The following is a 23,878-nucleotide window of genomic DNA, read 5'->3' on the forward strand; positions in this document are numbered from 1 at the left end:
GTGTTGCGTGGGTTGAAGCAGAGCAAAGGGAGCGTGGGTGGGTACCTGCCGGTGCGGCTGAGCCGGCCGGCGGCTGCGCGTTTGGCGGGCGGACAACCACGGGTATCCGGATTGGGACGGCTGTGACGGGCGCCGATTCCACGCATTGTGAAACCTCGATCCCGGGTGGTGTCGGCTCCGGGTCGTACGGCAGGCTGTCGGTCGTGCAGCGTGATCGGTTGCTTGCGGGCCGCTACCGGCTCCTGGAGCGTCTCGGCAGTGGCGGTATGTCCGCGGTGCACCGGGCGTACGACGAGGTGCTCGAACGGGACGTGGCGGTGAAGGTGCTTGTCGTCTCGGGCGCCCACGGCAGGCGGCGGATCCGGGCCGAGGCCAAGGCGGCAGCCCGGTTGTCGCATCCGCACGTCACAAACGTCTACGACTACGGTGAGTCGCCGCTCGACGGTGTAGTGGTGCCGTTCGTGGTGCTGGAACTGCTCGACGGCCACACCCTCGAACAACGACTGAACGCAGGGCCGCTGCCGCCCCGCGCCGGGTTGCGGATCTGCGCCGAGGTGGCGTCTGCGCTCGCGGCCGCACACGCCCAAGGGCTGGTGCACCGCGACATCAAGCCGGGCAACGTGATGCTCACCCCCGCCGGTGCGAAGATGCTCGACTTCGGCATCGCGGCCGCCATCGGCGACCCGGAGGTCGACTTCGAGGGGCGGTTGCTCGGCACACCGGCCTACCTCGCGCCGGAGCGGCTGGCGGCCGGCGAGGTGCTGCCGGCCTCCGATGTGTACGCCCTCGGCCTGCTCCTGCACCGGGTGCTCACCGGTCGGCTGCCCTGGGCCGCCGAGGCGCAGGCCGGGATGCTCCGCGCGTCCACGCAGGTCGAGCCGGACCCGCTGCCCGACATCCACGGGGCCGAGATCCAGCGGCTCGGCCGCTGGTGCCTGGCTCACGACCCGGCCGACCGGCCGCCGGCCGTAGAGGCGGCGCGGATCCTGCGCTCCGCCGCCAGCGCGGCGTCAGCCACGTCCGATCCCGCTGCCGTCGGTGCGGCGCCAGAGCCGGACATCAGCCCCGACCCGATCGCCGGCGCCGGTGAGCCGCACGTCGATCCGGGCCCTGCCCCCAAGCCGGATACCGGCCTCGACCGGACCGCCGGTGCCAGTGGGGTGGCCGTTGGTCCGTGCTCGCCCGGTGGCGACGGGGATGCCCGTTCCACCGGGCCGGTCGGTGGTGCGACAGTCGGGGTGGTCACTACGGCCCGGCCGCGGTCCTGGCGTCGGCGGCGGGCGGTGCTGGCGGTCGGCGGCGCGGTGGTCGCGGCGATGGCGATGGCCGGTTCGCTGGGCGATTCTGGCACCCGTGAGCGTGATGCGGCCACCCCGGGAACCAGCGCCGGCCCGGGCGGCGCCACCGCGGTTGGGCTGCCGCAGCCTGACCCGACCGACTCTCGCCCTGCCACCGCACGCTCGGCCGGGAGCACCCCGTCCAGCTCGCCATCCGGCCCAACCGTCGGGGCGGGCGGCCCGTCCGTCCCGAGCCCGGCGGCCAGCACCCCGCGACCGAACCCGACCCGGGTCACGCCCACACCCACACCTACCGTGCTGGCGGGCGTGAACGTGAACGCTCAGGGCGGAACCGTCGCTGTTCGCTGCGTCGGGGTGGGGCCTGAGGTGCTCGCGGTGACCCCCGCCCCGGGCTACCGGGCGCAGCCGTACGACCCCGGCCCGGCGAAGCGGGTCCAGGTCGAGCTGACCTCGGCCGAGCATCGCAGCGAGATCCGGGTGCACTGCGCCAACGGCCGCCCGAAGCCGAAGGTCAAGGAACGCGCCGCCTGACCGGGGGCCGGCGGGTGCCGCGCCGGGGACGTACCCCAGACGCGGCCCCCCGTTCCCGCCGGCCCGGTCCGTCACCGCCCGGCCAGCGCCGCCCAGCCCGGGTTCACCGGCTCCCGGCGCAGCGGCATGCCCGCCTCCGCCGGCGTCCGGTCACCCTTGCGCTGGTTGCAGCCGTAGCAGGCGGCGGTGGTGTTCCGCCAGGTGTTCCGGCCGCCCCGCGAGCGGGGCAGGATGTGGTCGATGGTCGACGCCGGACCACCGCAGTACGCGCAGCACCGGTCGTCGCGGCGCAGCACGCCAGCCCGGGACCAGGCCGGCCCGGCGCTGAACCGCCACCGGGTGACCACGTAGCGGACCAGCCGCACCACCCGGGGCATCGGGAAGACACCGATCACCTGGTCCGGCTCCGCCTCGTGGATCTCGGCCACCCGGCGGCAGAGCATCCGGATGGCGTGTTGAACGGTGACCCGGTGCAGCGGGCCGAGGTCGGCGTTGATGACGAGGACGGCGTCCACCGGGATCTCCTTCCAGGGGCGGACTGCTCCGGACGGCGAAGAGCCGCCCGGTCCGGCTGTCGGACGAGGCGGCTCAGCGCGTTCGGGTACGCGTCAGTCGGGCCGGCCCGCCCGGGGACCTTCCGCTCGGCAACCGCCGCCGGGCAGCAGCACGGACGACGGCACGGTGGTGACGTGCGACATCGTCATGATCTGCTCCCGCGGCGGTGGTTGACCTTGCGCGATCACGGTAGGTCGGCAGGGGAGAGAGGGGCAACGTATTTCGATCGCCCGGCCAGCAGCCCTCGGGGCCGGATGGACCGTACCGGCTCGGTCGCGCCGCCCTCCGCGCGCAGGATGTGGTTCGCGGCGATGATCCCGGTCGCCGCCGAGCGTTCCATCAGGGCGCTCGGGAAGTCCGTGGCGATGCCGTCGCCGGCCAGGTAGAGGCCTGTCGCGTCGGTGCGTACCCCCGGACGCCAGGCGTGGCTGCCCGGCGTGAACGCCGGCGCCTGCGCCTCCACCCGGGCGCGCACCTCGCGGACCCGCAGGTCGGCGGCCTCCGGCCAGAGCGTCACCAGCTCGCGGCGCATCCGCTCGGCCAGCTCGTCGGCCGGCACGTCGGGCTCGCAGGCGTAGGCGTGCAGCTCGATGACCGACCCGCCGGCCTGCCGCGCCCAGCGCCGCGACTCGTTCTCCAGCCGGTGATAGAGCGTCACCGAATCCAATGTGGGCTGCCGGGACACGCCGCTGAACACCGCCCGCTCGGCGGACACGTCCCCGTCGCACCAGAACCGGGCCACGGCGTACGGCGGCCCGGGCGTGCCGAACGCGGGCATCCGCGCCACCAGTTCCGGTGCCTGCCCGACCAGGTCGGGGGAGGCCGCCACCAGTGCCGCCAGGGCCGGCGGATCCACGGCCAGCACCACGTGGCCCGCCGCGTGACTGCCGCCGTCGGTGGTCGTCACCCGCCAGCCGTCGGCGTCGCGGTGCACACCTGTCGCGGCGGACCCGGTCAGCACCCGGCCGCCGTGCTTCTCCACGTGTCGGGTCAGCGGCTCCCAGATCGCCGTCGCGTAGTCCTCATCGGGGCAGTCGAAGGCCAGCCCCTCCGGGTTGCCGAGCAGATAGAAGTGGAACTGGGCGACCATCTCGGCGGCCGACATCTCCGCCTCGTGGTTGAAGAACGAGTGCGAGAAGACCTCGAACAGCATGGCCCGCGCCCGGTCCGGCAGCCGCAGCGAGGCCAGCAACTCGTCGGCGGTGGAGTCGTCCAGCTCGGCGTAGGTGCGCACCGGGTCGTAGCTGAGCAGCGGCAGCGCGGCGTCCCGGTCCATCGACCGCAGGTCGGCCAGGCGCAGGCTGGGGCTGCGCAGCAGCAGCGCCAACAGGTTCGCCGGCGGTGCCGGCGGCAACTTGCCGAACTCCTCCGTCGGCCACTGCTCGCTGAGGATCGGATAGCCCGGAATCGGCTTGAGGAAGCCCAGGCCGGGGTCGACGCGACGGAGGATGGAACGCCAGTTGTAGTACTGACGGAAGAACGCGTGAAAACCATGCTCGTTCTGCTGGCTGCCGTCGGCGAGCGCCTCCGGCCACGCGCCGAGCCGACCGCCGAGCGTCGGCGCGGCCTCCAGCACCGTCACCGCCACGCCCCGCTCGGCCAGCACGACCGCCGCCGACATGCCGGCGATGCCGCCGCCCACCACCACCGCCGCGACCGGTCGCGGCACGCGGTCCGCGCCGTCGCCGCCCGGGTCCACCTCATGCTGACGTACGCCGATGAGCCGACCCACCACTTGCGACAGCGCCACGGGCACCTCCCTTACGGCCAGTCTCCCCTACGGGAGGCAACGGCGCGCTCTGTCGGAGGCCGGCCAGACGTACTCCAGGTCCGTCGGCACGTCGGGACCGAAGATCGGGCCGTAGTGCGCCGGGTCCTTGCGCAGCAGCGACGCGCGGTGGCTGACGTGCAGGTCGTCGCGGCCCAGCCACGGTGGCAGCTCACCGGCGGAGGCCAGCTCGTCCTGCGTGCGTACGACCCCGGCCCCGCAGGCGGCGGCCAGGTCGACGGTCAGCGTGGCGGCGCACGTGTCGGCCCGACCCGGCTCGGTCCAGACCGCGCACATGTCCAGCCCGTAGCGGGTGAGCGCCTCTTCGTACCCGGCCCACATCTTCACCGCCGGGTGGTTGCGCCAGCCGTACCCGGGCCGGGTCAGCCCGCGCAGCACCTGGATGGCCTCCACCCGCTGCTTGCCCAGCCGCTTCTGGTCCAGCACGCGGGCGCTGGCCAGGAAGTCCGGGTACGGGAGGAAGGTCTGCATGTCGCTGCTCTACCCGCCGCCCGGGCCGGCATTCCTGAGGTGGGATGATCCGGACGGGGTCGCCCAGCGTGGTCGTGCTGACTACGATCCGGACATGGCGGAGCCGTGGCGGGACCGGGCGCGACGGGCGGTCGAGTGGAACTGGCGGCTACGGTCCGCCGGGGATCCGCGCCCCCACTACGTGATCTGTGGCCGGGACTCGCTCGCCTACTACGTGGCCCGCGCGATCCTCGAATCCGAGCTGCCCGTCGGCGGGGCCCGGGTGACCGTGGTGGTGCCGGAGCGCTACCCCAGCGACGGGCCGGACGTGGCCGCGCTGCGCGGGGTCCGGGTGGTCCGCTCCGACCGGCTGGACGTGGCCACCTTCGAGACCGCCGGCCTGGCCGGGGCGGCCGGGCTGGCACTGCTGCACCAGGACGACGTGGGCAACCTGCACGCCGCGCTCTGCGCCCAGGCCGTCGACCAGCGGGTCCGCCAGGTGCTGCGGATGTTCAACGGCACCCTCGCCGACGGCGTACGCAAACTGCTCAAGGCGCCGGTCGAGGTGCTCTCCGACGCCGAGATGGCCGCGCCGGCGTTCGTGGCCGCCGCGCTCGGCGAAGTCGACCCCAGCTCCTTCCAACATCGGGACAAGACGCTGCGGGTGGCCCGGCGGGCCGACGTCCGGCCGCAGGACGTGGTGTGCGCGTTGGCCCACCTCAGCGAGGAGCACGGTGTCGAGCTGCTGCCGGCCGAGCAGGCCGGCGCGGACCTGGTGTTGGCCGAGGCGACCGGTCAGCCGCCCGGCACCGAGGTGGCCGCCCGCCGGCTGGTCCGGGCCCGTCGGCGGCGCCGCCCGGTCGCGGTGCTGATGCGGGCGGCACGCGGCTTCGCCACCCGCAAGATCGGCATCGCGGTGATGCTGGTGCTCGCGCTGATCGCGGTGCTGGGGGCGCTCATCTCCCGTGCCGAGGACGTCTCCCCGTTGGAGGCGCTGTATTTGACGCTTGTCACCACACTCAGCGGCGCCGACCCGGACACCGGCAAGCCGGCGGACGCGCAGGTCATGCAGGTGGTGCTCAACCTGGCCGGGCTCGCGCTGATCCCGTTGATCACCGCCGTGGTGGTGGACGGCATCGTCAACGCCCGGCTCGCCCTGCACACCGGCCGGCAGCAGCCGGCCCGGGCCGGGCACGTGGTGGTGATCGGCCTGGGCAACGTCGGCACGCGCGTGATGGCGCAACTGCGTGAGTACGGCGTCGAGGTGGTGGCCATCGACAAGGTTCCGGAGCCACGTGGCGCCGCCCTGGCCCGTCAACTGGAGGTGCCGCTGATCGTCGGCGACGCCGCGCTGCCGGAGACGCTTGTCGCCGCGTCGGTGGCCGACTGCCAGGCGTTGGTGGTGGCGTCCACCGACGACGTGGCCAACCTGGAGGCGGCGCTCGCTGCCCGTGATCTCCGTGCCGACCTGCGGGTGGTGTTGCGGCTCTTCGACGGTGACCTCGCCGAACGGGTGGAGGAGACCTTCGCTCTCGGGGTGTCCCGGTCGGTCTCCTACCTGGCTGCCCCGGCCTTCATCGGAGCGCTCACCGAACGCGCGGTGATCACCACCATCCCGGTCGACCGGCATGCGCTGCCGGTCGCCGAGGTGCCGGTCGCCGCCGGTTCCGCGCTGGACGGCCGTCCACTGGGCACGGTCAGCCGGGACGGGCAGGTCCGGCTGATCGCCCGGACCCCGGCCGGCGGGGGCAGGACGGTCTGGTGGAAGGACCTCGACCCCCGGCAGGTGATCTTCGCGGGTGACCGGCTCACCGTGGTCGCCCGCCGACACGGCCTGGACTGGCTGACCCGGCAGTGCGCCCCGCCCACGCTGCCGGCCACCGTCACCAGGTCGGTGCCAACCGACCAGGAGGTCGCCGCCTCGGCGGCCGGCGCGGTTCACCCGGTGCCGGTTCCGTTGTCGCCGGCCGACGGTGCCGTACCGCCGGCTCGGGGCGCGGCGGTCAGGCCGCGCGCTGTGGAACCGAGCGACCCGGACGTCGGCAACAAGCCGGACTCCACCGCGACGCGGCCCACCTGACCGGTCGACGACACCACCTGCCGACCGGAGCCGGGCAACCGGACCCGGCCGACACTGAGCGACAATCAGTGTCATGCGTTTCCGCATCCTGGGTCCGACCCCTGCTGTTGGCGGTGGCGTGGCCGGTGCTCCTGGTCGCGGTGTTCGCGCCGCTGGCGGTGCGCCGCTACCAACGGCTGAGTCGCTGACCCTGGCCGTCGTTGGCCTACTCCGGTCTGCGGCGGGCGGGGCGCAGCGCGTACCCGGCGGCGCCGGCGGCCAGCACGCCGAAGCCCGCGACGACGCTGCCCAGCGGCAGGTTGACCGCGAGCAGCAGGCAGCCGACCAGGCCCAGGCCGGCGAGGACCCGGACCGGCAGCCACCGGTCCGGGTCCCGGCCCAGGGTCAGCGCCGCAGCGTTGGTGATCGCGTAGTAGACGAGCACTGTGCAACTGGAGAACCCGATCGCCTCGCGGACGTCGCCGAGCAGCACCACCACGATCACCACGGCGGCGACGGCCAGTTCGGCGCGGTGCGGCACCTGGTGCACCTGGTGCACGGCGGCCAACGCGCCGGGCAGGTCGCGTCGGCGGGCCATCGCGAGCGTGGTCCGGCCGACCCCGGCGACCAGGGAGAGCAGCACCCCGACGACGGCGATCGTGGCCCCGGCGCGGACCACCCAGGCCAGACCGGGCAGTCCGGCGGCGGTCACCACGTCGACCAGGGGCGCTGCGGAGTCGGCCAGCCGGTCGGCGCCGAGCACGCCGAGCGTCACCACGGCCAGCACCAGGTAGATCACGAGCACCGCCCCGAGCGCCAGCGGCACGGCCCTGGGGATGGTCCGCTGCGGGTCGCGCACCTCCTCGCCGAGCGTGGCGATCCGCGCGTACCCGGCGAAGGCGAAGAACAGCAGCCCGGCGGCGGTGAGCACACCCCGACTCGACCCGCCGGAGTCACCGAGCCGGTCCAGATCCAGACCGCCTCCACCGACGCCGACGACCGCGACCAGGGCCAGCACCGCGAGCACCACCGCCACCAGGGCCTTCGTGGCGGTGGCCGTCTTACCGATGCCGCGCAGGTTCACCGCGGTCACCGCGAGCACCGCGCCGACCGCGACAAGCCGGGCCTGCCCTGGCCACAGGTACGCCCCGATTGTCAACGCCATGGCCGCGCAGCTCGCCGTCTTGCCGACCACGAAGCCCCAGCCGGCCACGAATCCGGCGAACGGCCCGAGACGCTCCCGACCGTAGACGTAGGTCCCACCGGACTCCGGGTAGCGAGCCGCCAGCCGCGCCGAACTGGTCGCGTTGCAGTAGGCGATGAACCCGGCCAGCACCAGCGCCGGCAGCAGGCCGGCACCGCCGGCCGCCGCCGCGGCCGGGCCGAAGACCACGAAGACGCCCGCGCCGAGCATCGAGCCCAACCCGATGACAACCGCATCGGGTACGCCGAGCCGCCGCGTCAGTTGGTCCACGGGCCGAAACCCTAGGGGTACGAGGTGAACGGCCGGTCCCACTCGCGTAGCCGACCGGGGAGAGGCAGCTCATCCCAGGGCACCCGGTGCAGCAGCCGGTCCAGGAAGAGCCCCAGCAGCAGGGCCGCGACACCGTCGGTGAGCCAGTGGAAGTTCAGGTAGGTCGTGGTGATCAGCAGGATCGCTGGCGGGGCGAAGCGGATCAGTCGGCGCACCGTCGGGTGCAGTCGCCCCGCCGTCAACGCGGTCAGCAGTACGGCCATCACGCCGTACCAGACGATCGCGTTGGCGACATGCCCAGACGGGTAGGACAGGTCGTACTCGGTGGGCGGCAGGTCGTTGAAGATCCGAACCGACTGGGTCGGCGGCAGATCGGAGCTGGGTGCGGCCCGGTCGGTCAGAACCTTGAGCGGCCCGACCGTCAGATAAAGGAGCACGAACGCCCCCGCCACCAGCAGCAGCGGCCGGACTGTGCGGGCCCGCCAGGCCACTGCCACGGCGAGCGCCCCGGAGAGCGGCATCAGCAGCCAGCCACCCTGCCCCAGGAAATTGAACACCCGCGCGGTCCAGTAGATCGGTGCCGGGTGGTGGGCGTAGGCCCATTCCCGGACCGCGAGGTCCAGGCCGAGCAACGCGCCTGCGGCGAGGGCCAGGGTCAACGCGCCGAACCCGATCAGCAGCAGCGCATCGAACCACCAGCCGGCCGGCCGGACCGGACGCAGCCGCAGCTCACGTCGTACCCCCGTGGGTTTGAGCACGGCACCACGCTACCGGCCTCCGGTGCGGCCGGACCGGCGCGGGCCGGGGCGGCCGTGGTCGCCTGTCCTTGGGTGCTGTGGGCCCAACCACGATGTGAGGCGGATGCGGGGGCGACCCGTCATGCTTGTGCCCGTGCGGATCACCTCTGCCCTCGTTGACCCGGCGCTGCTCGACCTGCCCTGGTCGACACCGCTGGAGGAGTGGCCTGCCCAGCACCTGGTGGCCCTGCCGCAGGGCATCTCCCGACACATCGTCCGGTTCGTCCGGCTCGGCGAGTATGTCTACGCGTTCAAGGAGACCCGCGAGCGGATCGCCGAGCGGGAGTACGACCTGCTGCGGGCCCTGGAGCGGATCGACTTCCCGTCGGTGGAGGCGGTGGCGGTCGTCGCCGACCGGCAGACAGATGACGGGGAACCCCTCGAATCGGTGCTGATCACCCGGCACCTGCAGTTCTCGCTGCCGTACCGGGCGCTCTTCTCGCACACCCTGCGGCCCGAGACGATGAGCCGGCTGCTCGACGCGCTCGCCGCCCTGATCGTGCGGATGCACCTGACCGGCTTCTTCTGGGGCGACTGCTCGCTGTCCAACACGCTGTTCCGCCGCGACGCGGGCGCGTTCGCCGCCTACCTGGTCGACGCGGAGACGGGCGCCCTGCACAACTCGCTCTCCAACGGGCAGCGCGGCGAGGACCTGGAGATCGCCCGGGTGAACATCTTCGGCGAGGCGCTGGACCTGCAGGCCGCCGGCCTGCTGCACGAGTCCATCGACCCGGAGGTGGTCTGTGAGGAGGTCGTGCAGCGGTACGAGCGGCTCTGGCACGAGATCACCTATGAGCAGGCGATCGAGCGGGAGGCCCGGCACGACATCGAGGGCCGGATCCGCCGCCTCAACGAGTTGGGTTTCGACGTGGCCGAGGTCGCCATGTCGAGCATCGAGGACGGGCGTTACCTGGTCCGCCCGAAGGTGGTCGACGCCGGCTACCACACCCGGCGGCTCCTGCGGCTGACCGGCCTGGACGCCGAGGAGAACCAGGCCCGCAAGCTGCTCAACGACCTGGACGCCTACCGGGCGGAGAGTGACCTGATCGACGAACAGCAGGCGGCGCACCGCTGGCTCACCGAGGTCTTCGAGCCGGTGGTCCGGGCCGTACCCGCGCACCTGCGGCGGAAGCTGGAGCCGCAGGAACTGTTCGCGCAGATCATCGAGCACAAGTGGCTGCTCTCCGAGCAGGCCGGCCGGGACGTCGGGATGCGCCACGCGGTCCAGTCGTACCTGGCCGATGTGCTGGTGCACCGCCCCGACGAACAGGCCGTCCTCGGCGTCGAGGTCACCGCCATCAGTTGACCCGGCACAGTCGTGCCGTGCCCGTCCCTGGCACCCGGTCGGGTGCTGCTGCGGTTCCGGCCGTCGGGTGCTTGCGGTGGTCCCGTTTGTCAGGTGCTCGCGTGGCCGGGTGGGGTGTGGTCGGTAGGGCAGCCAGCCCTCGGCGATCAGCAGCCGCTCGCGGCACGTGGCCGGGCTCGCCTCCACCCGCACCTGTCGCTGCCTTTGGAGCTGATGTCGCAAACGATTCAGCCGCTGGCCGCTGGCCGCTGGCCGCTGGCTGCTGGCTGCTGGCTGCTGGCCGCTGGCTGCTGGCCGACAGGTTGGCGGCCCACGCCCAGGCACACCAGCCTGCGCCCAATAGCCATCGCCCAGTGCCCAGTGCCCACGGCCCACGGCAGCGCCAATACCCAGCGCCCCTCGGCTGCTGCTGGTCGTTGAAGGGCTGGACTGAAGGGCTGAGGACTGAAGGGCTGAGGGCGTGATGTCGTAAGCGATTCAGCTCCAAAGGGCCCGCGAACCACATGTCAGGTCGGCCGGGCCGGCGTCGGTGACCGACGCCGCTGTAGCCACCGACACCGACGCAGCCACCGACGCCGCCGCAGCCGCTGCACACGGGCGCGCGTGGAGCGGCTGGCCGAGCCTTACTCCACCCAGGAGCCGCCGCGCAGCACTCGAACCACGTTCAGGTCCTCGTCCAGCACCACCAGGTCGGCGCGGAGGCCGACTTGAAGGGCACCCACCTGGTCGCCCAGGCCGATGGCCCGCGCCGGGGTAGTGGCTACCATCCGAGCTGCGTCGGCCATCGGGATGCCGGCGTCCACGGCGTGCCGCAGCGCTGCGTCCATGGTCAGGGTGCTGCCGGCGATCGCGCCGTCGCGGGCGAGCCGGGCCACCCCGTCGGCCACGGTGACGGCCTGGCCACCCAACTCGTACTCGCCGTCGGCCATCCCGGCGGCGGCCATCGCGTCGGTGATCAGCGCCGCCCGGTCGGGGCCGACGGTCGCCGTGGCGAAGGTCAGGATGCCGTCGTGCAGGTGCACCCCGTCGGCGACCAGCTCACAGATCACGGTGGGCGCGTCGAGCAGGGCCACCACCGGCCCCGGCTCACGGTGGTGCACCGGCCGCATGCCGTTGAACAGATGCGTACCCACGCTCGCGCCAGCGGCGATCGCCGCGCGGGTCTGCTCGTAGGTGGCGTCGGTGTGGCCCACGGCGGCCACCACGCGCTGGGCGGTGAGCAGCTTGATCGCCTCCAGCGCTCCGTCGCGCTCGGGGGCGAGGGTGACCATCCGGATCGCGCCCCGGCCCAGTTCGATCAGTTCGGCCAGTTCGTCGGTGGACGGGTCGCGGAGGTGCTCCGGGTTCTGCGCGCCGCAGCGGGCATCCGAGAGGTACGGGCCTTCGAAGTGGACACCCGCCAGCACACCCTCGTCGACCAGCGGCGCGAACGCCTCGGTGGCCGCCCGCATCACCGTGAACGGTGAGCTGACCAGGCTGGCCAGCAGGGTGGTGGTGCCGTGCGCCAGGTGGAAGCCGGCCGCCGCGCGGGCCTGGTCGGCGTCCCCGGTGGTGAAGGTGTGCCCGCCGCCGCCGTGCGTGTGCATGTCGACGAAGCCGGGCAGGATCCAGTGCCCGTCGCGGACCGACGGATACTCGGCCACGGCGGTGATCCGGTCACCGTCCCACTCGACGCAGCCCTGCCGGATCACACCGGTCGGGCTCACCACTCGGCCGTTCACCCGTGCCGTCATCGTTCCTCCTGATGGTCACCGACGCCGGCGGCGTCCAGGGCGTCCAGGGCGAGCAGGGCAGCGCCGAGGCAGCCGGCCTCGTCGTCGAGGGCCGCCGCGACCAGCCGCGGCTCCCGGTGGAAGGTCATCCGATCGTGCATCGCCACCCGCAGGGGGCCGAAGAGCAGGTCCCCGGCCTGGGCCAGGCCGCCGCCGAGCACGATCATCGCCACGTCGAACAGCGCCTGCCCGCTGGCCAGGCCGTCGGCGAGCGCGTCGACCGCCTCCCGCCATACCTGCCCGGCGAGGGGTTCGCCGGCCGCCGCCCGTTCGGCCACCACGGCCGCCGTCACCGCCGGGTCGGGTGTTCCGCCGGCCAGCTCCGCGTACCGACGGCCGATCGCGGCGGCCGAGGCCACCGCCTCCAGGCAGCCGGGCCGCCCGCAGCCGCAGCGCGGGCCGCCGGGGCGTACCAGGATGTGGCCGATCTCCCCGGCCGCACCGTGTGCGCCGACGGAGGCCACGCCGTCGACGACGTGCGCGGCGGCGATGCCGGTGCCGATCGCCACGAAGAGCACGTGGCCGGTGCCGCGCCCGGCGCCGAGCCGGGCCTCGGCGAGACCCCCGGCGCGCACGTCGTGGCCGAGCGCCGTGGGCAGGCCGAGGCGCGTCGCCACCAGGTCCCGCAGGGGTACGTCCCGGAAGCCCACATTCGCCGACCAGACCGCGACCCCGCGCGCCTCGTCCACGACCCCGGGAACGGCGATGCCGACCGCGACCGGGGTGAGCCCGTCGGCACGCGCCTTGGCGGCCAACCCTTCGGCGACGTCGAGGATGGTGTCGACCACGGCAGCCGGGCCGCGGGCGGCGTCGGTGGGGTGTCGCTCGGTGCGTACGGCCACGCCGTCCGGCCGGACCAGCGCGCACTTCATGCCGGTGCCGCCGACGTCCAGCGCAACGACCACCCGGTCGGCGCCGTCACTCACGGCGTTATCCCGGTTCGCGACTGCGGGGCTCGCAAACCCGGCTCACTCCTCGCGCTCACGGCGCCATCCTGGTTCGCGACTGCGGGGCTCGCAAACCCGGCTCACTCCTCGCGCTCACGCCAGCACCACGGACCGGCTGAGGTGCCGGGGCGCGTCCGGGTCGAGGCCGCGGCTCGTCGCCAGCGCGACGGCGAAGCGCTGGGCCAGGATCAGGTCGGCCATCGGGTCGACCGGGGTGCGGCCTGCCGACCAGCTGCCGAGCGCCGTGCGCCAGCCGTGCGTACGGCTGTGCACGAAGGCCGCGCCGGTGGCCGCCACGTCCTCGGGCAGCCCGTCGGGCAGCTCGCCGAAGGCCCAGACCAGCCGGCCGGGGGCGGCGACCGAGATGGGGCCGTGCCGGTAGTCCATGGCCGGGTACGCCTCGGCCCAGAAGGTGGCCGCCTCGCGGCACTTCAGCGCGGCCTCCTGGGCCAGGCCGACCGTCCACCCCCGACCGAGGAAGGTGACCTGCTCGATGGAGGCCGGGTCGATCGGCAACGGGGAGCGCACCGCAACCTCCGCGTCGGCGGCGAGTGCGGTCACCGGGTCACCGAGGTGGGCCCGCAGCAGGGCCAGCGCGGTGGTCGCGAAGCGGGTCTGCACGACCGACCGCTCGTCGGCGAAGGGCATCGTCACCGCGGCGGTGGCCAGCTCGACCGCCGGGGACGCCGGGTCGCCGACGATGACGGTGGTGGGCGTCTGCCCGCGCAGCGCGGCGAGCAGTTCCAGCACCTCGGTGGTGGTGCCGGAGCGGGTGATGGCGATCAGCCGGTCGTAGCGGCGGCCGGCGGGGAACTCGGACGCCTGGAACGCGTCGGTCTCGCCCTGGCCGGCCTGTTCGCGCCGGGAGGCGTACGCCATCGCCATGAACCACGACGTGCCGCAACCGACGACGGCGACCCGCTCGCCGGGGCGCGGAAGGTCGCCGTGTACCTCGCTCGACAGTCGGGCGGCTTCCCGCCAGCAGTCGGGTTGGCTCGCGATCTCCGCGTCCACGTACGTCATGGGAAACTCCTCGCAGGCCGACCTGTGCGCAATACGGCTCGTTACACCCGTATTTCGCGCGTTATTCTGCGCGAACCGGGGTGGCCGTGGCAACCGACTGGCCGATCGCGCAGTCCAGTCTTTTGCGCCGACCCAGTTTCGCGCACTAGTGTGCACGCAATCAATCACCGTTCGTGCAGTCACTGGGAGGGCCCCCGCGGTGGACCGCTACGCCAGATGGAACGCCCTGCTGGAGATGCTGACCGACAACGGCCGGGTCAGCGTCGAGGCGGCCGCCGAACGGCTGGACGTCTCCCAGGCCACCATCCGGCGTGACTTCGACCAGCTCGCCCAGCAGCAGATGATCACCCGGACCCGGGGTGGGGCGGTCGCCAACGGTGTCTCGTACGACCTGCCGCTGCGCTACAAGACCGCCAAGCATTCGGCCGAGAAGCAGCGGATCGGCACCGCCGCCGCCGCGCTCGTCACGCCCGGCACGGTCGTCGGCCTGAACGGCGGCACCACCAGCACCGAGGTGGCGCGGGCGCTGGCCGTACGACCGGACCTGAACACCAGTGCCGAGGGTGCCCAGCTCACCGTCGTGACCAACGCGTTGAACATCGCCAACGAACTGCTCGTGCGGTCCCGGATGAAGGTCGTGGTGGCTGGCGGGGTGGTACGCCCGAAGTCGTTCGAGCTGGTCGGCCCGCTGGGCGGGGCGCTGCTGCGCGAGGTGACGCTGGACGTCGCCCTGCTCGGCGTGGACGCGATCGATCCGCAGCTCGGCGCAGCCGCCCACCACGAGGGCGAGGCGGCCATGAACAACTTGATGGTGGCCCGCGCGAAGCGAGTCGTGATAATTGCGGATTCGTCCAAGTTGGGCGGTCACGCCTTCGCCCGGATCTGCCCGGTCGAGCGGGTCGAGACGCTGGTCACTGACTCCGGCGCCGCGCCGGAGGTGGTGGAGGCGTTCCGCGCGGCCGGCGTGCAGGTCGTCTGCGCCTGACCGGTCACGTTCCGTCGATGAAACACATCGATCGGCGCGTCGGTGTATACCGAGTATTGCACCCTCCTGCATACCGCGTATGGTGTCGGCTGTCACGCCCACCCATCGGGGAGGTGCAGCTTGCCAGCTGTCCTGGAGATCGAAGGTCTACGTAAGACGTACAAGAGTCGTCGGCGCGGCACCCGCAACGCACTCGACGGCTTCGACATGCGGGTCGAGGCAGGGCAGGTGCACGGCTTCCTGGGCCCCAACGGGTCCGGTAAGACGACCACGCTGCGCACACTGCTCGGCCTGATCCGGCCCGACGGCGGCCGGATGGCGCTGCTCGGTCACGAGGTGCCCGACGCGCTGCCCACCGTCGCCGGCCAGGTCGGCGCGATCGTGGAGAGCCCGCAGTTCTTCCCGCACTTCTCGGCCCGGGACACGCTGTCCCTGCTGGCCGGTGCGGGCGAGGTGCCGCAGACACGGGTCGACGAGGTGCTGGCGCTCGTCGGGCTGCGCGACCGGGCCGGCGAGCGGGTCAAGACGTACTCGCTGGGCATGAAGCAGCGGCTCGCCGTCGCCTCCGCCCTGCTGAAGAACCCGAAGCTGCTCATCCTCGACGAGCCGGCCAACGGCCTCGACCCGGGCGGCATCCGGGAGATGCGAACCCTGATGCGGACGCTCGCCGAATCCGGGATGACCGTGGTGCTGTCCAGCCACATCCTCGGCGAGATCCAACTGATCTGCGACTCGGTCACCATCATCTCGCTCGGTCGACGGGTCGCCTTCGGCCCGGTCGACGAGGTGCTCGCCCAGCACTCGTCCGGCGCGGTCCGGATCCGGCTGGAAGCGGTCAGCGACCTGCCGGCCGCGACCGAGGCGCTCACCCGGGCCGGCGTCCGGGTCACCGGGCACCCGGACCACCTGATGCTGGCCGGCGTCGACAAGCCGGCCACGATCACCCGGCTGCTCGCCGAGCAGAACCTCTACGTCAGCGAGTTGGCCCCGATCGCGGTCGATCTGGAGAGTGTCTTCCTCGAACTGACCGCCACCGCGCCGGTCCCCGGCCAGCACCGGCAGGTCGACGAGTCCACGAAGGTCGGTGGGACGGGCCAGCCCGGCACCGCCGCAGGAGGGTGGGGCGCGTGAGCCTCTATCGTACGGAGCTGCGCCGGCTCGCCAAGCGGCGCTTCACCCGCTACATGTCGCTGCTCGGCCTGCTGGTGCTGGCCGCTGTGGTGGTCGGTGTCTTCTTCACCAACCAGAAGATCGATGCCGGTCAGCTCGCCAAGGCCGAACGCCAGGCCGACCAGCAGCACCAGGAGCAGGTGCGCTGGAGCGAGCAGGAGCGCACCGCGTGCGAGCAGGCCAAAACGGCCGGCACGCCGAACGACGGCCGCTACCCCGACGACTGCTCGGTGATCACGCCGCCGACCCGCGACCAGATCGACGCGAAGTGGTTCCTGCCGTCGTCGTTCGACTTCCGGAAGACGTTCGACGAGACGCTGATCCCGTTCGCGGCAATCCTCGCGCTGGTCGGGTTCGTGGTCGGCGCGTCCTTCATCGGTGCCGAGTGGAGCAACGGCGGCATGATGAACCTGCTGCTCTGGCGGCCGAAGCGGCTCACCGTGCTGCTCACCAAGCTGGCCGCGCTGCTCACCGGCATTCTGGCGGTGACGCTGCCCGCCGCAGTGCTCTGGTTCGCCGGGTTCTGGGCCGTCGCGACGCTGCGGGGCAGCACCGACAACATGACCTCCGGGGCGTGGCAGTCGTTCGCCCTGACCGGTCTGCGCGGCGTGGCACTGGTGCTGGTGATCACCACCATCGGGTTCGCGCTGGCCTCGCTGGGACGACACACCGCGATGGCCCTCGGCGGTGTCGTCGCGCTGATGGTGGTCGGCCAGTTCGGGCTGGGCATCCTGCTGACGATGGCGAACGTGCGCTTCGCCGAGGCGTGGCTGCTGCCCACGTACGCCATCGCGTGGATGACCAAGAAGGTCACCCTGGAGGACTGGAACGCCTGCAACGCGACCTACTACGGCGAGTGCAATCCGGCCACGCTGGACATCACCTGGCAGCAGTCGTCCGTCCTGCTCTCCGTCGGCCTGGTGGTGATCCTCGGGGCGGCGCTCTGGACGATGCGGCGGCGCGACATCTCCTGACCGGCATCGACACGGCAACGAGCGACAACGGCGCGGCCGGTCCGGCCGTCGGGTCTTCCGACGTGCGGGCCGGCCGTGCCGGCTGCTGCGACCTTGGTCATCCCTGGTTAGGCTGAGCGCCATGCCCGCCGACGCCGCCCCGGCCGCCCCCGAGCCGTCCACCGACGCTCGTGCGGACGAGGCGACCGGCGGCCGCGCGCCGAGCGTCCCGACCCCCCGGCCGGCGCCGCCCGTCGAGAGCACCGACGACGTCGGTCCGGACGACGAAGACGTGGCCGAGCCCACCGCGCCGCCCGTGGGACTGACCACGCGCGAACGGGCGATCCTCGCGTTCGAGCAGCAGTGGTGGCGGCACGCCGGGGCCAAGGAACAGGCCGTCCGGGACACTTTCGGGGTCTCCTCGACGCGCTACTACCAGCTGCTCAACGGATTGTTGGACAATCCGGCCGCGCTCGCGGCCGACCCCGTGCTGATCGGCCGGCTCCGCCGGCTGCGCTCGTCGCGCGCCCGCAACCGCCGCCGCTGACCGGCGGAGCCGGGCCTTCCATGCACCCGCAGTGATGACGTCGTCGTGCCCGTCCCGAACCTGCCCGCCTGAGGGCCCGCGTCCTCGGTGCCCGGTCCGCCGTCGCCGATCAGAGAATGTCGCCAGGCACGACGGGTAGGCACCCCGAACACGGAGCCGCCGCTCAGGCGGCTGCGGTCTGACGGGGGGAGGGGTCATGACGGGTGCCAACCCGAGCCGGCCATCGCAGGGTGCGACCGGCAGTGGCCAGCAGGCTCGGCAGGAGGCGTCCCGGGTCGGACACCAGGCCGCACAGGCCGGCGGCCAGGTTGCCCACACCGCGGCTAAGCAGGGTGGGCAGGTAGCGGCCGAGGCGCGTCAGCAGGCCCGGCACCTGACCGGGGAGGCCACCAACCAGCTTCGTGATCAGGCCCGGTCGCAACAGCAGAGGGCCGCCGACGGTCTGCGTGACCTGGGCCAGGGGCTCAACTCGATGGCCGAACGCGACGGCGACTCCGGGCTGGCCGGCCAGGCGGTCCGCCGGGCGGCTGACGCCGCTCAACGCGCCGCCGGTTGGCTTGACGGACGGGAGCCCGGTGAGGTGCTGGACGACGTGCGTACGTACGCCCGACAGCATCCGGGCACCTTCCTCGCCGGCGCGGCGGTGGCAGGGCTGCTGGTCGGGCGGCTCACTCGTGGCCTGACCGCCAGTGGCGGCGTGGAGATGTCCGGCGGCCCACCGCCTCCACAGGGACAGGCGGCCGGCGCCGGGCAGCAGCAGCCCGACCAGCCGTACAGCGGAGTGGCGCGGGCACAGAACGTCTCGCCGGTCGGTCGGCCGGAGCGTGACCTGCCGGGCGGGGTGGCACCGTGAGCGCCCCGGAGAAGGAGCGGGCCCAGGCATCGGTTGGCGACCTGCTGGGCGACGTGACCCGGGATTTCTCCACGCTCGTGCGCAAGGAGGTCGAGCTGGCCAAGGCCGAGCTGCGCGAGGAGGCGAGTCAGGCCGGAAAGGCCGGTGGCATGTTCGGCGGGGCGGGGCTGGCCGGGTTCCTGGCCGTGCTGTTCGTCTCGTACGCCGCGTGGTGGGGGCTTTCCAACACGATGGACCAGGGCTGGGCGGCGCTGATCGTGGCGATCATCTGGGCAGCCATCGCCGGTGGCCTCTTCATCAACGCCCGAGCCCAGGTGCGCCGATTGCGTGCCGTGCTGCCACGGACGAAGCAGAGCGCACAGGAATTGCCGAATGCCCTGCGGGGTCGATGATCGAGTCGCGAGGGAGCAGATCATGTCCAGTGATCCGGATCGGATCCGGCGGGAGATCGAGACGACCCGCAACGAGTTGAGCAATGATGTCGACGCGCTGACCGACAGGGTGAACCCGCGTCGGATCGCCGGTGACCGCGTGGGCGAGGCCCGCGGCGCGCTCACCCGAGCGAAGGAGAAGGTGATGGGCAGCACGAGCCACAATGCTCAGCAGTCCAGCGAGCGGATGTCGCACATGGCCAGCTCGGTACGCGACGAGGCGCAGGGCAACCCACTCGCGGCAGGGGTGGTCGCCTTCGGGGTCGGGCTGTTGGCCGCGTCCCTGGTCCCGCCGAGCGGGCGGGAGCGGCAGTTGGCCGGCCGGGCCCGCAGCATGGTGAGCGAACACTCCGGTGAGCTGCGCGAACAGGCGAGCCAGGTGGGCCACCAGGTCCGGGACAACATGCGGGAGCCCGCGCAGCAGGCGGCGCAGTCGGTGCGGTCGTCCGCCGAACAGGGGATGTCGGCAGTCCGGGAGCAGGGCCGGTCCTCCGCCGGACAGGTACAGGGGCAGGCGCATGCCGCCGTCGACGACATCCGGCAGCGGTGACCCGTTCGGCCAGGCGGGGTCGGCGCCGGTGATGCGGGTCCGTTCCGCGTCCGCGCCGGCCCCCGGTCGCCCGGTCAACGAAGATCTCGTCTTCCAGTTCGGCCCGCTGGTCGGCGTCCTGGACGGCGCGACAGTGCCGGAGGGCTTCGACACCGGCTGTGTGCACGGGCCGGAGTGGTACGTCCGGCACCTGGCCGCCCGGATCGCGGTGGCCGAGGCGGTGCGTCCGGCGGCCCGCCTGACCAGCAACCTGGCCGCGGCCATCCTCGCCGTCCGCGCCGACCACGGCGGGCAGTGCGACCTCGACCATCCCGGCACCCCGTCCAGCACCGTGTGCCTGCTGCGCGACTGCGGCGACCAGGTGGACTACCTGGTGCTCTGCGACAGCCCGCTGGTGCTCGACGAGGGCGGGCACATCAGCGTGGTCACCGACGATCGGCTGGACGTGGCGATGGCCGAGCTGCGGCAGACGGTCGCCATGGTGCCGGCCGGGGCGTCGGACCCGGTCACCCGGTTCCGGCACGCGGTCGGCGTACAGCGGGAGCGGATGAACCGCACCCACGGCTACTGGGTCGCGGCGGCCGACCCCGACGCGGCCTTCCACGCGGTGACCGGGTCGGCGCCCCGGCAGGGCCCGAGGGCTCTGCGGCGGGCGGCGCTGCTCAGCGACGGCGCGTCCAGCGCGGTCGAGCAGTTCGGGCTGACCGACTGGCCGGGGCTCATGGACCAGTTGAGCGCCGACGGGCCGGCGGCGCTGCTCGACCGGGTCCGGGTCGCCGAGCGCGACCACCCGGATCGGCTGCGCCGGCACAAGTCCACCGACGACGCGTCGGTGGTGTTCTGTGAGTTCGGGCTGACCGCCTGAGCATCGGGCCATCCCGACGGGTGACGACGGAGCGTGAGGAGGAACACTCAAGCGTCCGACCGGCCGGTACCGGTGGCCGGACCGCCAGTGCAAGCCCAATGGGGTGGACTTCGGCCGATGAGGACGGCAGACTGCGGCACGTGCCAGGTGCGGTCCGGCTGGAGCCGGTGGACGAGCGGAACCTCGAGTCGTTGCTCTCAGTAGCGGCTGCTGAAGCCGAACCCGATGACGTGATGCCCCCGGTCGAGGCTCCCGCCGGTTGGTCGCTCGCCCGCCGGGAAGCGTTCCGGGATTACCACCGGGCAAGCTTCGGCGGCCTGGACGGCCCGACCGGCTCGCAGATGTACGCCATCCTCGTCGGCGGCGAGGTGCTGGGAATGGTCCGGATGACTCGCTGTGACGATCCCGGCACGGTGGAGACCGGCATCTGGCTGGGCCGCTCGGCGCGCGGGCAGGGGATCGGCGCGGCCGCCCTGCGCGGGTTGCTCAACGCCGCCGCCGGGGCCGGCATGCGGTTCGTGGTGGCCGAGACCACGCGGGACAATGCGGGCGCGGTCGCCGTACTTGAGAAGTGTGGTGCGAAACTGCGCGAGGACGGCGGGAAGGTGTACGCCGAGATCTGCCTCGATTCGACGCCACCCGCGCTCTGACAGCCCGTGTGACCCGCCGAGCCGGTCACGCCCGCTCGGCCGCGTACCCGGCGAGCCAGGCCACCTGGGCCGGGTCCAGCGACGGGCGGACCCGATCCCGCGCGGTGGCCACGTGCGCGGCGGTGACGGTGGCGGCGGCCAGCGACTCCCGCATCGCCGCGAGCGCCGCCTCCCGGACCAGCGCCGCGCAGTCCGCCGCCGAGAAGCCGGTCAGCTCCTCGCCGAGGGCGGCCAGGTCGACGTCCGGCGCGAGCGGCACGTGTCGGGAGGCGGCCCGCAAAATCTCCGCGCGTGCCGCCCCGTCCGGCGGCGGCACGTAGATCAGCCGCCCCAACCGGCCCGGTCGCAGCAGCGCCGGGTCGACCAGGTCCGGCCGGTTCGTCGCGCCGATGACCACCACGTTGCGCAGGGTCTCCACCCCGTCCAGTTCGGTGAGCAGCGCGGCGACCACCCGGTCGGTGGTGCCCCCGTCGGTGGCCTGGCCGCGTACCGGTGCCAGCGCGTCCATCTCGTCCAGGAAGATCAGCGTCGGCGCCGCCTCGCGGGCACGGCGGAACAACTCCCGTACGGCGCGTTCGCTCTCGCCCACCCACTTGGAGAGCAACTCCGCGCCCTTGACCGAGAGCACGTTCGCCCGTCCCGTCCCGGCCAGGGCTGTCACCAGGTACGTCTTGCCGCAGCCGGGCGGGCCGTAGAGCAGCACACCGCGCGGCGGTTGCACGCCGAGGCGGGCGAAGGTGTCCGGGTAGGTCAGCGGCCAGAGCACCGACTCGGTCAACGTCTGCTTGACCTCGTCCAGGCCACCGACGTCCTCCAGAGTCACCGAGGCCAGCTCCAGAGTCGACGCGGCCATCGTCGTGGGCCGGACCACCTCCAGGGCAGCGGTGAAGTCGGCCATCGACACCGTCGGCGTCTCGGCGGACTTCTGTCGCAGCGCGGCGCGTACCCCGGCCTCCCGGACCAGCGCGGCCAGATCCGCCGCGACGAACCCGGGGGTACGCCCGGCCACCTCGTCCAGCCGGACGTCGTCGGCGAGCGGCACCTGCCGGGTCAGCACGCCGAGTTGCTCGCGGCGCAGCGCCGGGTCGGGCAGCGGGATGCTGATCCGCAGCGACAGCAGGTCGGGTGCGCGCAGCGCCGGGTCGACCGCCTCCGGCCGGCTGGTGGTGCAGACCACGGCGACGCCAGCCCGGACGCTCTCCGCGAGCACCTGCCGGAACACCGTCGCCAGCGGGCCGGGCTCGTCCGCCGGGGCGAGCGCCTCCAGGTCGGTGACCAGCAGCACCGCCGGCCCGGCGGCGCGGGCCGCCGTCGCCGTGGCCCGCAGCCGGTCGGCGGCGGCCTGGTTGCTCAACGCGGCCACCTCGGGCGCCCACAGCGGGTGTACGCGGGCACCCACCCGGGCCGCGACGGCCCGGACCAGCGCCGACTTGCCGGAGCCGGCCGGCCCGCCGATCAGCACGCCCAGCGAGATGGTGGTGCCCAGCCGGCCCAGCACCTCCCGATGGTGGAAGCCGAGGTCCAGCAGCTCGGTCAGCTCCTCGGCCTGGGCCCGCAGCCCGGGCAGCTCGTCCACGTCGGGCGCGTCGGTCACGTCGAGGGCGTCGACGGCCGCCTCCGGCGGGGGAGCTGTCGCGCCCCGCCGGGCCGGGGCGACATCGGCCGGGGCGGAGAGCCGGCCGGCGGCCGGGCCGTGGGTGGCGCGGCCGTGCTCCCAGCCGGCCAGGGTGTCCATGGTGACCAGCGACCCGGCGGACGGCTCGACGGCGACCACGCTGAGCAGGGTGCTCGTCCAGGCGAAGCCGATCGTGGTGGAGAGGCTGCGGCGGGCCGCCTCGACCAGGCTGCGCACCGAGGCGTCCGGCAGCACGTCCTGTGGCAGTAGCGACACGTCATCGCCGGCGGTGAGCACCTTGCCCAGCAGGGCCAGTCGGAGCATCTCCGGGCTGACCGCCGCGACCACCTCCACCGGCCCGGCCAGGGTGACCCGGCCCGCCGGGGTCAGCGGCACCGGCGACACCCGCACCTGGCCGCCGTCACGCAGCCCCAGGTTGCCCAGGGTCAGGTCGTCGGCGTACAGCAGGGCACTGCTCGCTCCCGCTCCGGCCGCCGCGACGATCCCGGCGGTCTCCCGCCGGCCGGCCAACCGGACCGGGTCGCCGGGGCGCAGCCCCAGCGCCGTCAGCGCCTCCGGGTGCAGCCGTACGATGCCCCGTCGGGCATCCAGCGCCGCGGGCCGCAGGCTCGCGATCAGAGTCAGGTCGGGTTGCGCCACCGCCCGACCGTAGCCGCCGACGGCCAGTCTCGGCGATCAGCGCCGCGGATCCAGCTCGTCCAGCAGCGTCGGGTCCCGCCGGATCAGCTCCGCCAGGCGGGCCGCCGGGTCCGGCGTCAACCCGTCCGGGCCGGGCGTCCAGCCCGCCACCGTCCGGCCGGACAGCGGCCAGGCCGGCGGAGGATCCACCGGGGCCGCCGACGGTTCCGGGCCGACCGTGACGTCCTGGCCGTCCCAGTGGACCCGCAGCGGGTACGTCCGACCGTCGTGTTCGACGTGCACGGTCACCGCGAGCCCGGGGTGAGCGCCGACGACCTCGCGGACTGCCTCGGCCACGGCCTCGACCGGACCCCACCCGGCGACGTCGGCGGGGTCGTCCCGGCCAGCGTGTCGCGCGTCGTGGCGGCCCGGCCCGGCGTTGTGGGCGTCGGCGCGCCCGCCCGAGCTGTGCTCCGGGCCACCGACCGGAGCCGGCGGCGGTGCGGTGTCGTCACGATCGCTGGTCCGCCGGCGCAGCGCTTCCTCGCGCCGGGCCAGTCGGGCCAGCGTCTCGTCCAGGTCGCCCCTCACCAGATCACCCCTTCCCGCCACGGCCGGA

At 73.3% G+C, this 23,878-nt stretch carries 22 protein-coding genes; 12 read left to right on the forward strand and 10 right to left on the reverse strand.

What is annotated here, in order from left to right:
- Positions 1 to 203 precede the first annotated feature (203 nt).
- A complete protein-coding gene (locus ABZ808_RS23185) occupies positions 204 to 1,829 on the forward strand; it encodes a serine/threonine-protein kinase (protein WP_357010085.1) in 1,626 nt (541 codons plus the stop codon).
- A 71-nt stretch (positions 1,830 to 1,900) separates the two neighbouring features.
- Here the strand turns inward: ABZ808_RS23185 and ABZ808_RS23190 are convergent, their stop codons facing one another.
- The 3 genes from ABZ808_RS23190 to ABZ808_RS23200 all read right to left on the reverse strand — a co-directional run bounded on the left by ABZ808_RS23190 (position 1,901) and on the right by ABZ808_RS23200 (position 4,644).
- A complete protein-coding gene (locus ABZ808_RS23190) occupies positions 1,901 to 2,344 on the reverse strand; it encodes an HNH endonuclease (RefSeq protein ID WP_357010087.1) in 444 nt (147 codons plus the stop codon).
- 224 nt (positions 2,345 to 2,568) lie between these two features.
- Positions 2,569 to 4,134 carry an FAD-dependent oxidoreductase gene (locus tag ABZ808_RS23195; RefSeq protein WP_357010090.1) on the reverse strand — a complete coding sequence of 522 codons (1,566 nt, stop codon included), beginning with the start codon at positions 4,132 to 4,134 and terminating at the stop codon, positions 2,569 to 2,571.
- Between the two features lie 27 nt (positions 4,135 to 4,161).
- Positions 4,162 to 4,644 (reverse strand): MSMEG_6728 family protein, encoded by a 483-nt coding sequence (locus ABZ808_RS23200; protein WP_357010093.1) that lies wholly within the window; start codon positions 4,642 to 4,644, stop codon positions 4,162 to 4,164.
- Between the two features lie 94 nt (positions 4,645 to 4,738).
- Between ABZ808_RS23200 and ABZ808_RS23205 the strand changes: the two genes are divergently transcribed.
- Positions 4,739 to 6,703, forward strand: coding sequence for an NAD-binding protein (locus tag ABZ808_RS23205; protein WP_357010095.1), 1,965 nt, complete (start codon positions 4,739 to 4,741; stop codon positions 6,701 to 6,703).
- A 205-nt stretch (positions 6,704 to 6,908) separates the two neighbouring features.
- On the opposite strand, the gene ABZ808_RS23210 is transcribed toward ABZ808_RS23205, so the two are convergent.
- On the reverse strand, positions 6,909 to 8,156 hold the full coding sequence (locus ABZ808_RS23210) for an APC family permease (RefSeq protein ID WP_357010098.1): 1,248 nt from the start codon (positions 8,154 to 8,156) through the stop codon (positions 6,909 to 6,911).
- Positions 8,157 to 8,167: 11 nt separating this feature from the next.
- A complete protein-coding gene (locus ABZ808_RS23215) occupies positions 8,168 to 8,914 on the reverse strand; it encodes a phosphatase PAP2 family protein (protein WP_357010101.1) in 747 nt (248 codons plus the stop codon).
- 121 nt (positions 8,915 to 9,035) lie between these two features.
- Between ABZ808_RS23215 and ABZ808_RS23220 the strand changes: the two genes are divergently transcribed.
- Positions 9,036 to 10,259, forward strand: a complete 1,224-nt coding sequence (locus ABZ808_RS23220; RefSeq protein ID WP_357010104.1) for a DUF4032 domain-containing protein — start codon at positions 9,036 to 9,038, stop codon at positions 10,257 to 10,259.
- A gap of 623 nt (positions 10,260 to 10,882) precedes the next feature.
- Here the strand turns inward: ABZ808_RS23220 and nagA are convergent.
- The 3 genes from nagA to ABZ808_RS23235 all read right to left on the reverse strand — a co-directional run bounded on the left by nagA (position 10,883) and on the right by ABZ808_RS23235 (position 14,001).
- Complete coding sequence (nagA, locus tag ABZ808_RS23225) at positions 10,883 to 11,992, reverse strand: N-acetylglucosamine-6-phosphate deacetylase (protein ID WP_357010107.1); 1,110 nt, start codon at positions 11,990 to 11,992, stop codon at positions 10,883 to 10,885.
- The gene (locus ABZ808_RS23230; RefSeq protein WP_357010109.1) at positions 11,989 to 12,957 is read right to left on the reverse strand and encodes an ROK family protein; all 969 of its coding nucleotides are present in this window, start codon (positions 12,955 to 12,957) and stop codon (positions 11,989 to 11,991) included. Before ABZ808_RS23230 ends, nagA begins: the two co-directional genes overlap by 4 nt.
- Positions 12,958 to 13,071: 114 nt before the next feature.
- Complete coding sequence (locus ABZ808_RS23235) at positions 13,072 to 14,001, reverse strand: sugar isomerase (protein WP_357010111.1); 930 nt, start codon at positions 13,999 to 14,001, stop codon at positions 13,072 to 13,074.
- Positions 14,002 to 14,200: 199 nt separating this feature from the next.
- Here ABZ808_RS23235 and ABZ808_RS23240 point away from each other — a divergent pair, with 199 nt between their 5' ends.
- The 9 genes from ABZ808_RS23240 (at position 14,201) to ABZ808_RS23280 (ending at position 21,005) form a co-directional block, all read left to right on the forward strand.
- Complete coding sequence (locus ABZ808_RS23240) at positions 14,201 to 14,986, forward strand: DeoR/GlpR family DNA-binding transcription regulator (RefSeq protein WP_357010114.1); 786 nt, start codon at positions 14,201 to 14,203, stop codon at positions 14,984 to 14,986.
- Between the two features lie 120 nt (positions 14,987 to 15,106).
- Entirely contained in the window at positions 15,107 to 16,117 is a 1,011-nt protein-coding gene (locus ABZ808_RS23245; RefSeq protein ID WP_357010116.1) for an ATP-binding cassette domain-containing protein, read from the forward strand.
- Positions 16,114 to 17,130: an ABC transporter permease subunit gene (locus ABZ808_RS23250; protein ID WP_357010118.1), complete on the forward strand. Its 1,017-nt coding sequence runs from the start codon at positions 16,114 to 16,116 to the stop codon at positions 17,128 to 17,130. Before ABZ808_RS23245 ends, ABZ808_RS23250 begins: the two co-directional genes overlap by 4 nt.
- A gap of 121 nt (positions 17,131 to 17,251) precedes the next feature.
- A complete protein-coding gene (locus tag ABZ808_RS23255) occupies positions 17,252 to 17,656 on the forward strand; it encodes a DUF3263 domain-containing protein (protein WP_357010120.1) in 405 nt (134 codons plus the stop codon).
- Positions 17,657 to 17,852: 196 nt separating this feature from the next.
- The gene (locus tag ABZ808_RS23260) at positions 17,853 to 18,509 is read left to right on the forward strand and encodes a hypothetical protein (protein ID WP_357010122.1); all 657 of its coding nucleotides are present in this window, start codon (positions 17,853 to 17,855) and stop codon (positions 18,507 to 18,509) included.
- On the forward strand, positions 18,506 to 18,901 hold the full coding sequence (locus tag ABZ808_RS23265) for a phage holin family protein (protein WP_357010125.1): 396 nt from the start codon (positions 18,506 to 18,508) through the stop codon (positions 18,899 to 18,901). The genes ABZ808_RS23260 and ABZ808_RS23265 overlap by 4 nt, the downstream gene beginning before the upstream one ends.
- Positions 18,902 to 18,923: 22 nt before the next feature.
- Positions 18,924 to 19,490 carry a DUF3618 domain-containing protein gene (locus ABZ808_RS23270; protein ID WP_357010128.1) on the forward strand — a complete coding sequence of 189 codons (567 nt, stop codon included), beginning with the start codon at positions 18,924 to 18,926 and terminating at the stop codon, positions 19,488 to 19,490.
- Positions 19,459 to 20,355: a hypothetical protein gene (locus tag ABZ808_RS23275; protein ID WP_357010131.1), complete on the forward strand. Its 897-nt coding sequence runs from the start codon at positions 19,459 to 19,461 to the stop codon at positions 20,353 to 20,355. The genes ABZ808_RS23270 and ABZ808_RS23275 overlap by 32 nt, the downstream gene beginning before the upstream one ends.
- A 140-nt stretch (positions 20,356 to 20,495) precedes the next feature.
- Positions 20,496 to 21,005: a GNAT family N-acetyltransferase gene (locus ABZ808_RS23280; RefSeq protein ID WP_357010134.1), complete on the forward strand. Its 510-nt coding sequence runs from the start codon at positions 20,496 to 20,498 to the stop codon at positions 21,003 to 21,005.
- Between the two features lie 25 nt (positions 21,006 to 21,030).
- On the opposite strand, the gene ABZ808_RS23285 is transcribed toward ABZ808_RS23280, so the two are convergent.
- Together ABZ808_RS23285 and ABZ808_RS23290 are read right to left on the reverse strand one after the other, a co-directional pair.
- Complete coding sequence (locus ABZ808_RS23285; RefSeq protein ID WP_357010137.1) at positions 21,031 to 23,280, reverse strand: AAA family ATPase; 2,250 nt, start codon at positions 23,278 to 23,280, stop codon at positions 21,031 to 21,033.
- 36 nt (positions 23,281 to 23,316) lie between these two features.
- On the reverse strand, positions 23,317 to 23,850 hold the full coding sequence (locus ABZ808_RS23290) for a hypothetical protein (protein WP_357010140.1): 534 nt from the start codon (positions 23,848 to 23,850) through the stop codon (positions 23,317 to 23,319).
- Between the last annotated feature and the right edge of the window lie 28 nt (positions 23,851 to 23,878).

The organism is Micromonospora sp. NPDC047527, assembly GCF_040643015.1.
In the GTDB taxonomy this organism is placed as follows: domain Bacteria; phylum Actinomycetota; class Actinomycetes; order Mycobacteriales; family Micromonosporaceae; genus Micromonospora.